This is a genomic window from Allobosea sp. GW821-FHT12C12, from assembly GCF_058807355.1.
This window is the reverse complement of record NZ_JBXAQP010000012.1, coordinates 133,926-144,391: the sequence shown is the minus strand read 5'-3', so window position 1 is coordinate 144,391 and position 10,466 is coordinate 133,926. Positions and strand designations below refer to the sequence as shown.

The window sequence follows — 10,466 nt, the reverse complement described above, 5'->3', positions numbered from 1 at the left end:
CGTGCGGCTCGATCATGCGCAGCGCCGCCGCCCGCCCGGCATGCCCGTCGGCTTGCGTCAGGCCGGCGTCGGCCAGACTCAAGGTCGACATGGCTGAACAGCTCGCCCGTCCGCTCATCCCCGCCCCGCATGCATCGCGCTCCGAATCCATCAGAGCCAAGGAATCATGCCAACAACGCCCGAACGAGAACCTTCTTCAACAGACTGATAGGGTCGTCCCGCTCCTACATCTTCGGCCGGGTCGCATATTTCAGCAGGCTGAGCCAGAGCCGTGCCATCGTCATGGATGTCCATCCGAGCAAGCGATGACCACGAAACGCCAAATCAAGCGGCTGCTGAGACCGCTGCTCGAGCGAATCCGCAGTTGCTTGCGATCGATTCCGCCTTCGGGGGTGTCGACGTATTCGTGTCGCCTGTGCGTCACCTCGTGCGTGGGGTCAGCATACGCAGCTCTGGTTATGCTGACAGCCCGCAGCAAGATTGGTTTCTAGGTCACACATTTCGGGCGCGCGCGCCGCTCATGACTTTGGGTCGTGAGCGGTTCAACGCCAGGAAGCCGGAGGAGTCGTACTGATCCCACCCCAGGCGGCAGGATGCGTTCATCGAGATCGTCGAGAACGACGTCCTGCCATTGCTGACGCGTCTCGACACGCTACTAGAAGAGTATTTCCTATACGAGCCTTACATGTCGGCCAGGTCGGCCGGTATCCTGATCGACCCCATGACGCGGGTTCACGTTTACGCCGCTCTCGGAAGCTTCCAGATGGTCGCCGAGGCGGCGCTGCTCTTGCGAGCGGCGGGCTTCCGCAGCTCGTTTTGGTGGAGCGAGCAGACTCACAATGAAGTCATGGATCAGCTTCTTCCCATGACGCAAGCCAGCGACAAGGCCGGCGTCGCTGCGCTTCCGCGCGATTGGGAGCGCCAGTTCGTCGAATTGCATGGCCTTCAGGCCATCTACGAGAAGACGCCGTTTTCATTCGAGCTGGGGGAAGCCAGGCGCTGCCGCTGATGTAAGCGAAAATTCCGCCATGAAGATTTCGATCGGCGTCGCCGGTCCGCCCCTCAATTCCGCTTCGCGCTCGCCGTCGCCGCCGGATCGACCTTGAAGCTCGAGGCCTCGATCACGGCGGTGCCGATCATGGTCTTCACCGAGATGCGCACCGGGACCATGACGTTGGTGCCGGCGACGGGGGCGAGCCAGGTGCTGATGTCCTTGTTCTCGGCCATGAACTTGGTGCTGGGCCTGAGCGCCCGGTGGCCGGCGATCGGGACGTAGCGCGCCTGGCAGATCGCGACCGGGCCGCTATAGCCCTCGAGCTTCACGTCGCGCGTGCCGGCCTGGGTCAGCTTGATGTCGTAGCGCGCGGTGCCGTCGAAGATCTGGAGCGTGCGGTTGCAGGCGCCGTTGAGCCCGTTCTTGGTGTTGACGGGCATGACGAAGGCGCTGAGCGGATCGACGATGTCGCGCCGGTGGGCGTCGGTCAGCGGCACGCGGTCGGCCTTGGCGTCGATCGGCGGGGCGATCTCGACGGCCTGCACCGCGCCGCCGCCGATCGCCATGCGCACGGTGCGGCTCTCGCTGGAATTGGCCGAGTTGATCGCGAAGGTCGCCGGCGAGGGTTTTGCGCCGCCGAGCGAGCCCTTGGCCTCGCCGGATCCGCGCCCGCCGGTGAAGCCGCCGATCAGGCCGGTCAGCCTGGCCGCGACGTCGAGCGCGTAGCTGTCGGCGTCGATGCCGCCGCTCAGGCTCGCGGTGCCGAGCGTCAGGCCGAGCAGGGAGACGTCGTAGCGGGCGTCGATCGAGGCGGCGCTTGCGGGCAGACAGGCGGCCACGGCCGCGAGAAATCCGGCCAGGGACGGTGCGATGGCGGACCTCATCCGTATTCTCCGGGCTTGGATGATGCGTGTGGATGCCTTGCGAATCGGTCCGAATCGTGGCCGGTTTCCGCGCGCTTGACGAGTGGCGCGACAGCCACGCTCAGCGCCGCCGCTCGATTCAGGATGTCACGATGGCTTGATCGCGGAGTCGTCCTTGACGCATGGGGGCGGCTTGGGTATAGACCCGCCACTCAATTTGACCTCCGGCGCTGAGTTCCGGCACGTCGCGTGTCGGCTGTTTCGTTTGGCGCAACGGTTGCACTGCTCAAGGAAGAACGACATGGCCCGCCGTTGCGAACTGACCGGGAAAGGCACCCTGACCGGGCACCTCGTCAGCCACTCGAACCGCAAGACGAAGACCGTCTTCCGTCCCAACCTCGTCAATGTGACGCTGCAGTCCGACGCGCTCGGCCGCTCGGTGCGCCTGCGCGTCTCGGCCAACGCGCTGCGCACGGTCGACCATCGCGGCGGCCTCGACGCCTTCCTGGTCAAGGCCCCGGCCGGCGACCTCTCGACGGGCGCGCTCACCCTCAAGCGCGACATCGAGAAGAAGCTCGCCGCCGTCTGAGCGGGGCTGTCTCGACGGGTTGAACGAAGCGGCCGCAAGGCCGCTTTTTTCGTTTTGACCGCTTTCCATCGTCATGCTCGGAACATGCCCGAGCATGACGACAGAGTGTGCGGCCGGCTTTAAGCCAGCTCGAATTCCAGCAGGATCGTCCGCTGCAGGAACGAGAAATTGTCGTCCGAGATCAGGGTGACGATGGTCCGCCCCTGCTGCCGGTGGACGGACATCCCCTCCATGTTGTCGATCTCCTGGCCGAGATCGGCCTCGAGCAGAACGGGTCCGTCCAGCAGCGCGCCGGGTTTCAGGCTCGCGGCGGGAATGCGGCGGATGCGCAGGCCGACGCCGCGCAGCGAGCGGTACCAGCGCTCCAGCAGCAGGATGTCGCCGTCCGGCAGAAAGGCCATGTCGGTGATGTCGAAACCGCCATGGCGCGCGACCTCGAACAGTCCGGGCTGGCGGCCGCCGATGATGACGCCGAGCGTCGGATCGAACTCGCCGCCCGAACGTTCGGAGATCGCGACCAGCGCGCCCGCCAGCGCATGGGCAGGCGGTGCGACGCCGATCGCCTCCAGCCCGCGGTTGTTGGGCAGGCGCTTGATCTCGCGCGGGGCCGGCACGATGCGGGCGCGCGCCTCGACGCCGTCGCGGGCCCAGTCGAAGCGCAGGATCTCATGGACGCGCTCGACGCCGACATAGGCCACGCCGTCGGCGATGCTCAGGCTTTCGGTGTCGTAATAGCGCGAGCGGTGCAGCGGCCTCCCCGATGTGCCCAGGATCGGCGCCATCCCGGCCTCGCCGAGGCCGGCGAGGCGGCCGTCGCGATAGTCCGGCTTCGCGGTCAGCCAGAAGCCGTTATCGGTGACGGCGACGAGATCGCGCCCGTCGGGCGAGCGCCACAGCCCGGAGAGGCCGCCGAAGCGGGGATGGTCGCCGGTCAGCGCAAGGCCGCCGCGGAAGATCATCCGGCCGAAGCGCGTCTTCTCGGGGCTGCGCGGCTCGAAGGCCGCGATCGGCCGGGCCGAGACGGTCAGCGCGATGCGGCCCGGCTCCAGCGGCTGGGCGCGCGCGGTAGCGGCGAACGGCGCGGTCGCGAGTCCGGCGAGGGCGGCGCGGCGGGTCAGGGACATGGGAGATCGGTGGCCGTGGCGCGTGCGCAGCTCACTGCAGCCGCCGCCCTCGCGGGGCCCGTCCGCCTGCGCCTTCATTCTCCTCGAACAATTCGGCGAGCTTCTCGGTCATCACCCCGCCGAGCTCCTCCGCGTCGACGATGGTGACGGCGCGGCGGTAGTAGCGCGTGACGTCGTGACCGATGCCGATGGCGATCAGCTCGACCGGCGAGCGCGTCTCGATCTCTGCGATGACGTGGCGCAGATGGCGTTCGAGATAGTTGCCGGCGTTGACCGAGAGCGTCGAATCGTCGACCGGCGCGCCGTCCGAGATCACCATCAGGATCTTGCGCTGCTCGGGCCGCGCCAGCAGGCGCTTATGGGCCCAGTCGAGCGCCTCGCCGTCGATGTTCTCCTTGAGCAGCCCCTCGCGCATCATCAGCCCGAGGTTCTTGCGGGCCCGCCGCCAGGGCGCGTCGGCCGCCTTGTAGATGATGTGGCGCAGGTCGTTGAGGCGCCCCGGGGCCGCCGGCTTGCCCGATTGCAGCCAGCTCTCGCGCGAGAGCCCGCCCTTCCAGGCCCGCGTGGTGAAGCCGAGCAGCTCGACCTTGACGCCGCAGCGCTCCAGCGTGCGGGCCAGAATGTCGGCGCAGGTGGCGGCGACCGTGATCGGCCGGCCGCGCATCGAGCCAGAATTGTCGATCAGCAGCGTCACCACCGTATCGCGAAAATTCGTGTCCGATTCCTGCCGGAAGGAGAGCGGCTGATAGGGATCGATGATGATGCGCGGCAGGCGCGAGGGATCGAGCGCGCCTTCCTCCAGGTCGAACTGCCAGGAGCGGTTCTGCTGCGCCATCAGGCGGCGCTGGAGACGGTTGGCGAGGCGCGCCACCACGCCCTGGAGATGGGCGAGCTGCTTGTCGAGATAGGCGCGCAGCCGCGTCAGCTCCTCGGCGTCGCAGAGTTCCTCCGCCGTGACGATCTCGTCGAATTTCTGGGTATAGGCCTTGTAGTCGGTGACGGGGCGGTCGTTGGGCTTGCTCTCGCGCGGTCGCGGGGCCTCGCCGGCTTCCTCGGAATCGGAGTTCTCGTCCTCCTCTTCCCAGTCGCCGGCCGGAGCGTCGGCGGCCTCTGAGGCGCCCTCCTGCAACTCCTCGGTCGCGTCGTCGCTGGCCTCGGTCTCGGAGCGCTCGCCGGCGCTTTCCTGCTCGGCCTCGCCCTCCTGCTGCTGCTGGTCGTCGGAGGCGGAATCCTTGTCGTCCTGGTCGTCCTCGGCGTCGTCGCCCTGCGAGCTCTGCTCGGCCATGTCGAGCGAGGCCAGCATGTCGCGCACGGTGCGGGCGAAGGCGCGCTGGTCCTCGACCGCCCTGGAGAGCCGGTCGAGATCGGCGCCGGCCTTGGTCTCGATCATGTCGCGCCAGAGATCGACCAGCTTTTCGGCCGCCTTCGGCGGCTTCAGCCCGGTCAGGCGCTCGCGCACCATCAGGGCGAGCGCATCCTCCAGCGGCGCGTCGGCCCGGTCGGTGATCTCCTCGTAGCGCCCGCCGCGATGGTAGCGGTCCTCCAGCATGGCGGTGATGTTGCCGGCCATGCCGGCCATGCGCCGCGCGCCGACGCATTCGACGCGCGACTGCTCGACCGCGTCAAAAACGGCGCGGGCCGCGTCGCCCTCGGGCGCGGCGCGGCGGTGCACGCTCGCGTCATGGCAGGCGAGCCTGAGCGCCATCGAATCGGAATGGCCGCGCAGGATCGCGACGTCGTTCGCGGTCAGCTTGCGCGGCGGCTCCGGCAGGCGGGCGCGCTCGCCGACGAGCGAGGGTTTGTCGGCGGCGAAGACGATCTCCATCTCGGGCTTGCGCGCGATCGCCTTCATCGCGCTCGAAATGGCGCGCTTCAGCGGCTCGGTCGGCGCTTCCCTGGTCGCGCCCGGCTTGCGGTTGGAGAGGGTCATGCGTCGTCCGGGTCGATGGCGAAGGGGCGCTCGATCACATCTGCCCAGCTATAGGGGCAGCCCGGCGGGAAGTCGCGCAATGGCAGGCCGGTCTCGTTCGCCGCCGTCAGCCTCGCGGTTTCATACGCGGCCGCCAGCGCTTCGCCGAGTCGCGGCTTCAGGCTCGGATCGTCCCTGATTTGTTTGTCGGCGCGGCGGCGCTGAATGCGGATCGAGATCGCCCAACCGCGGCTGCGGCGTTCGGGCTGATGATCCCATTTCAGCATGTGCGTAACGATTAAGGTGAGGATGCTCTCCAGCTTGTTGAATTCGTCGCGCCCCAACGCCTCGGCGATGTTTTCGATGTCGAGCCCGGCAAAGTTACCGTTGCGCAGCACCTTCGCCTGCTCAAAGGCCCAGCGAGCGAAATCCTCATCATAGCGGGCGAGCGGCGGCTGCGGCGCATCAAACACAGCGCGCTTCGGCGGCGCAGCCATCGCGCTCTTCGTCTGCCTCGGCTTGCTGTCGGAGATGCTCATAGCGCCTTCGCGAACTGGTGGATGCGGTGGCCGGCGACCGGGTAATCCTCCAGGACGCCATACTCAACATAGCCCAGCTTCGGATAGAAATCAGGGGCCTGGATGCTCATCGTCGAGAGATAGACGCCGCGCGCGCCATGCTCGCGCGCCGCCTGCTCGGCCATGGCGAGCAGCGCCTCGCCATGGCCCCGGCCGCGATGGGCGTCGTCGATCCAGAGCAGGTCGACATGCAGCCACTGCCATTTCAGCTCGCCGATCAGACCGCCGACGATCGCGCCCTCGTCGTCGCGCAGGCTGATCGCCAGCGGCGCGCTGTTGCGCGGCCCGACGCGGGCGGCGTTATAGGCGCTGAGGCCTTTCACGACCGCTGCGCGCGTCTCTTCCTGATCCGGTTCGACGGCGATCGCGACCATCCGTTGTCCTAGCGCGACCGCCCGTCATGCATCGTCGGCTCAAGTTCGGCCGGCTCGACGCCGGCGAGGCAGCGGACATTGAGCGCGACCGTCGGCGTGCCGTCCGGCATGGCGCCGCGCGCGAAGGATTCGATGCCGCAGGTCTCGCAGAACAGGTGCTGGATCTTCTGGGTGTTGAACCGATACTCGGTCAGCGCGTCCTCGCCGCTGGTCAAGCTGAAGGCGCTCGCCGGAGCGAAGCTGAGGATCGAGCCGCGCCGCTGGCAATAGGAGCAGTTGCAGGTGATCGTGCTGCCGAGATCGGCCTCGACCTCGTAGGCGACCCGGCCGCAATGGCAGCTTCCCCGATACCGCGCCATCGGCCCGTGCCCCTCAGCTCAGCACCACGTTGACCGCGCTCTCCGGCAGTTCCTTGCCGAAGGAGCGCTGGAAGAACTCGGCCACCAGCATGCGCTCCATCTCGTCGCACTTGTTCAGGAAGGTGACGCGGAAGGCGAAGCCGATATCGCCGAAGATAGCCGCGTTCTCGGCCCAGGTGATGACCGTGCGCGGGCTCATCACGGTCGAAAGGTCGCCGTTCATGAAGGCGTTGCGGGTCAGGTCGGCGACGCGGACCATCTTGTTGACGATGTCCTTGCCCTCGGGCGACTTCTGGTAGTGCTTCGATTTCGCCAGCACGATGTCGACCTCGTTGTCGTGCGGCAGGTAGTTCAGCGTCGTCACGATCGACCAGCGGTCCATCTGGCCCTGGTTGATCTGCTGGGTGCCGTGATAGAGGCCGGAGGTGTCGCCGAGGCCGACCGTGTTGGCGGTCGCGAAGAGCCGGAAGGCCGGATTGGGGCGGATGACGCGCTTCTGGTCGAGCAGCGTCAGCTTGCCGGACTGCTCGAGCACGCGCTGGATCACGAACATCACGTCGGGCCGGCCGGCGTCGTATTCGTCGAAGACGAGCGCGATGTTGTTCTGCAGCGCCCAGGGCAGGATGCCGTCCTGGAACTCGGTGATCTGCTTGCCATCCTTGAGCACGATCGCGTCCTTGCCGACGAGATCGAGACGCGAGACGTGGCTGTCGAGGTTGACGCGCACGCAGGGCCAGTTCAGCCGGGCCGCGACCTGCTCGATATGGGTCGACTTGCCGGTGCCGTGATAGCCCGAGATCATGACGCGGCGGTTGTGGGCGAAGCCGGCGAGGATCGCGATCGTGGTGTCGCGGTCGAAGCGGTAGTCCGGGTCGAGATCGGGGACATGGGCCTCGGACTTGGAATAGGCCGGCACTTCGAGATCGCTGTCGATCCCGAAGGTCTGGCGCACCGACAGCTTCATGTCGGGCAGGGCCGGGGCGGTCGTCGCTGTCATCGTCTGGTCTCCGGGCGCGGGACAGGGCCGGGTGCTTGTCCGGTTGTCCCAGGGCCGACCGAAAGGGGAGGCATCTCGATCCCTAGTTAGAGCGAAAGACCGGAAGCGGCAATTCGCAAAGCGCCGGGGCGGCAATTCGCGGCCGACATGCCGGAGGCGAGGCACCCGGCGCGCCAAACGCCGGGCGGCGCGGCTCAGCGACGGGCGGCAAGGAGCCGGGCGATGGCGGCGACGGACCCGGCCGCGCCGTCGCGATCGACCGCGAACGCCGCGGGCGGGCCGGCTTGCAGAGACTGCGTCACGGCCGCGGCCAGCGCCTCGGCGTCGCGCTCGGGGTCGCCCGAGAGGCGCAGGGAGCGGGCGAGCCCGGCGCGCTGCATCGCCTCGGCCCGAAGTGCCTGCTCGGTCTCGGCGCCGGCGTCGAAGGGCACGACGATGGCGGGGGGGCCGGACTCGATCAGGTCGAGCGCGGTGTTGTAGCCGCACTGGCTGACCGAGACCGCGCAGGTCGCGAGCAAGGTCCGGAAGTCGGGCCGCGCCCATTCGATCGCGACATGGCCCGGCGCGGCAGCCGCCAGTCGGGCGAAGGCATCGGGAGCCGTGGCGCGGCCGACGAGGATGCGCCAGCGCCGGTCCGGCAGCCGGCGGGCGGCGGCGATGGCGGTCTCGAACAGGGGCAGGGCCGCGCCGGAGCCGCCGCCGGAGACGAGAATATCGCCGCCGCCGTCGTCGCGATCGTAGCGAAGCAATCCTGTGTCCCGCTCTACGTTTCCCGGATTGCTTCGCCGCGCTCGCGACGGCGGAGAGGCCATATACCCCGTGTAGCGCAGCCGCCCGGCCAGGTCCGGCGTCACCGGCCAGGACGCCTCCAGCGGCAGGAAAGCCTTGTCGCCATGGACCAGCACGCCGTCGAAATGCCCGGCGATGCGCGCATGCGCCTCGTCGATCCGCTCGGGCCGGGGCGTCACCAGCACGTCTCGGATCGAGGACAGGATCAGGGCTGAAGGATCGGCCGCTTTCGCCGCCGCGATCAGGGCGAGGAACTCCTGCGCCAGTTGCCTTCGGCCGAACGGGAAGTGCTCGGTGATGACCACGGCCGGTCGCAGGCGCGTCGCCAGGTCGACCAGCATCGCCTGCCGCGCCACGCGCCTGCCGTCGTCGATCGGCTGGCCCCGTTCGTCGAGGAGGTTGCGGAAATCGGCGCCCTCGACCCTGACCGGCGGCAACTGGACGAAGGCGAAGGGTTCGTTGTCCATGGCGCGTGGAGGCAGGCCGCCGCTCGCCAGCGTGACGGCGTGGCCCGCCTCCGCCAGAGCGCGGGCGAGATGGGTCGCGCGCACCAGATGCCCGCTGCCGAGCAGATGCGTCACGGCGATCAGGACCGGAGCGGTCATCGCGTGGCCGCAACGGAGGCCATCAGCGCCGCATGGATGCGGGCCAGCCCCGCTTCGGCGGAAAAGTCGCCCGTCAGCCTGGCGAAAGCGGCCTGACCGAGGCCGCGCCGGCGCTCCGGCGCGGCCGCGAGGCCGGCCAGCGCATCGGCCAGCGCGGCGACGTCGCCGGGCGGGACGAGCAGGCCCTCGACGCCTTGCCTCGCGAATTCCGGGATGCCGGCGAAATCGGTCGCGACGATCGGCAGCGCCTGGCTCGCCGCCTCCATCACGACATTGGGCAGGCCGTCGCGGTCGCCGTCGCCGGCCTGTTTCGAGGGCAACACGAAGAGATCGGCCTCGCGCAGCGCCGCGATCACCACGCCTTGCGCCTGCGCGCCGGCCCAGGTGACGCGGTCGGCGATCCCGAGAGCAGCGGCCTGCGCCTGCAAGGTCTTCAACAGTTCGCCGCCGCCGATATGGGTCATCCGCCAGTGCAGCTTTGGCGGCAGAAGCGCCAGCGCCGCCAGCAGATCGTCGAAACCTTTTTTCGCGACGGCGCGGCCGATGGTGACGAAGCGCGCCGGATCGGCCGGGTCGCCGCCATCGCGCGCCGGCCGGTCGGGAGGCGCGGGAAAGCGGCCGAGGTCGAGCCCGTGATAGACCAGCGTCACCTTGTCGGGCCGCTCGGCGATGCGGGCGAGCTCGGCATGTCCGTCGCGGGTGCAGGTCACGCCCCAGTCCGCGTCCGCGAGCTTCTCGCGCTTTTCCCAGTGGGGCGTGGTCCAGATGTCCTTGGCGTGAGCCGAGAACGACCAGCTCAATCCCCGGATCAGCGCCGCATAGCGGATCACCGAGGCCGGGGTGTGCAGATAGTGGACATGGAGATGGCGGACGCCGGGCTGGAGCTCGCGCGCGAGCACGCAAGCCTGGCCGAAACGGCGCAGCCGGTTCCGCGTCCGGTCGCGGGCGAGATCGCGCAGGAAGACCGGGAGCAGCCGCCAGAAACCGGGGCGGGCCAGCGCGCGCAGGCAGCCGCGCCCGACGCGGGCCGGGTCGTCGCGCAGATATTCGGGCAGATAGCTCACCGGCGCGGTGATCTCGCCATGCATCGGGTGGCGGGCGACGTCGGTCGGCCGGCGCAGCGACCAGATCGCGAATGGCAGGCCGAGCCTCTGCAGGCCGAGCAGTTCCTGCGCGATGAAGGTTTCCGACAGGCGCGGATAGCCCTTCATGGCGATCGCGATCAGCGGCTCGCCGTGCGGTGGACCCGTCTTGGCCCTCCCCCCGCTTGCGGTGGGGAGGGTTT

Annotated in this window: 11 protein-coding genes; 2 read left to right on the top strand and 9 right to left on the bottom strand. The window is 68.7% G+C overall.

From position 1 onward, the window contains the following. The first annotated feature begins 631 nt into the window (after positions 1 to 631). Positions 632 to 1,009, top strand: a complete 378-nt coding sequence (locus AC1RRW_RS17365; protein ID WP_492902239.1) for a hypothetical protein — start codon at positions 632 to 634, stop codon at positions 1,007 to 1,009. A 53-nt stretch (positions 1,010 to 1,062) separates the two neighbouring features. Here the strand turns inward: AC1RRW_RS17365 and AC1RRW_RS17360 are convergent, their stop codons facing one another. After that, positions 1,063 to 1,878 carry a DUF3108 domain-containing protein gene (locus AC1RRW_RS17360; protein WP_492902238.1) on the bottom strand — a complete coding sequence of 272 codons (816 nt, stop codon included), beginning with the start codon at positions 1,876 to 1,878 and terminating at the stop codon, positions 1,063 to 1,065. Between the two features lie 280 nt (positions 1,879 to 2,158). Between AC1RRW_RS17360 and rpmB the strand changes: the two genes are divergently transcribed. Continuing rightward, entirely contained in the window at positions 2,159 to 2,446 is a 288-nt protein-coding gene (gene rpmB / locus AC1RRW_RS17355) for a 50S ribosomal protein L28 (RefSeq protein WP_068183686.1), read from the top strand. A 119-nt stretch (positions 2,447 to 2,565) separates the two neighbouring features. Here rpmB and AC1RRW_RS17350 read toward each other — a convergent pair whose 3' ends face one another. The 8 genes from AC1RRW_RS17350 to AC1RRW_RS17315 form a co-directional block, all read right to left on the bottom strand. Then, positions 2,566 to 3,570 carry an esterase-like activity of phytase family protein gene (locus AC1RRW_RS17350; protein ID WP_492902236.1) on the bottom strand — a complete coding sequence of 335 codons (1,005 nt, stop codon included), beginning with the start codon at positions 3,568 to 3,570 and terminating at the stop codon, positions 2,566 to 2,568. A 31-nt stretch (positions 3,571 to 3,601) separates the two neighbouring features. Next, positions 3,602 to 5,500: a cobaltochelatase subunit CobT gene (gene cobT, locus AC1RRW_RS17345; RefSeq protein WP_492902234.1), complete on the bottom strand. Its 1,899-nt coding sequence runs from the start codon at positions 5,498 to 5,500 to the stop codon at positions 3,602 to 3,604. Continuing rightward, positions 5,497 to 6,018 (bottom strand): DUF29 domain-containing protein, encoded by a 522-nt coding sequence (locus AC1RRW_RS17340; protein WP_492902232.1) that lies wholly within the window; start codon positions 6,016 to 6,018, stop codon positions 5,497 to 5,499. Before AC1RRW_RS17340 ends, cobT begins: the two co-directional genes overlap by 4 nt. After that, a complete protein-coding gene (locus AC1RRW_RS17335) occupies positions 6,015 to 6,431 on the bottom strand; it encodes a GNAT family N-acetyltransferase (protein WP_492902230.1) in 417 nt (138 codons plus the stop codon). Before AC1RRW_RS17335 ends, AC1RRW_RS17340 begins: the two co-directional genes overlap by 4 nt. Before the next feature lie 8 nt (positions 6,432 to 6,439). Then, positions 6,440 to 6,790 carry a GFA family protein gene (locus AC1RRW_RS17330; protein WP_492902229.1) on the bottom strand — a complete coding sequence of 117 codons (351 nt, stop codon included), beginning with the start codon at positions 6,788 to 6,790 and terminating at the stop codon, positions 6,440 to 6,442. Positions 6,791 to 6,803: 13 nt separating this feature from the next. Beyond that, positions 6,804 to 7,787 (bottom strand): cobaltochelatase subunit CobS, encoded by a 984-nt coding sequence (gene cobS / locus AC1RRW_RS17325; protein WP_492902227.1) that lies wholly within the window; start codon positions 7,785 to 7,787, stop codon positions 6,804 to 6,806. 194 nt (positions 7,788 to 7,981) lie between these two features. Beyond that, the gene (locus AC1RRW_RS17320; protein ID WP_492902225.1) at positions 7,982 to 9,181 is read right to left on the bottom strand and encodes a glycosyltransferase family protein; all 1,200 of its coding nucleotides are present in this window, start codon (positions 9,179 to 9,181) and stop codon (positions 7,982 to 7,984) included. Then, positions 9,178 to 10,392, bottom strand: coding sequence for a glycosyltransferase (locus tag AC1RRW_RS17315; protein ID WP_492902223.1), 1,215 nt, complete (start codon positions 10,390 to 10,392; stop codon positions 9,178 to 9,180). Before AC1RRW_RS17315 ends, AC1RRW_RS17320 begins: the two co-directional genes overlap by 4 nt. Between the last annotated feature and the right edge of the window lie 74 nt (positions 10,393 to 10,466).

Coding starts and splice junctions, on each gene's coding strand:
- AC1RRW_RS17320 (WP_492902225.1), bottom strand. CDS start 9,181: ATGACCGCTCCGGTCCTGATCGCCGTGACGCATCTGCTCGGCAGCGGG.
- AC1RRW_RS17350 (WP_492902236.1), bottom strand. CDS start 3,570: ATGTCCCTGACCCGCCGCGCCGCCCTCGCCGGACTCGCGACCGCGCCG.
- cobS (WP_492902227.1), bottom strand. CDS start 7,787: ATGACAGCGACGACCGCCCCGGCCCTGCCCGACATGAAGCTGTCGGTG.
- AC1RRW_RS17360 (WP_492902238.1), bottom strand. CDS start 1,878: ATGAGGTCCGCCATCGCACCGTCCCTGGCCGGATTTCTCGCGGCCGTG.
- AC1RRW_RS17335 (WP_492902230.1), bottom strand. CDS start 6,431: ATGGTCGCGATCGCCGTCGAACCGGATCAGGAAGAGACGCGCGCAGCG.
- rpmB (WP_068183686.1), top strand. CDS start 2,159: ATGGCCCGCCGTTGCGAACTGACCGGGAAAGGCACCCTGACCGGGCAC.
- AC1RRW_RS17340 (WP_492902232.1), bottom strand. CDS start 6,018: ATGAGCATCTCCGACAGCAAGCCGAGGCAGACGAAGAGCGCGATGGCT.
- AC1RRW_RS17330 (WP_492902229.1), bottom strand. CDS start 6,790: ATGGCGCGGTATCGGGGAAGCTGCCATTGCGGCCGGGTCGCCTACGAG.
- AC1RRW_RS17315 (WP_492902223.1), bottom strand. CDS start 10,392: ATGAAGGGCTATCCGCGCCTGTCGGAAACCTTCATCGCGCAGGAACTG.
- cobT (WP_492902234.1), bottom strand. CDS start 5,500: ATGACCCTCTCCAACCGCAAGCCGGGCGCGACCAGGGAAGCGCCGACC.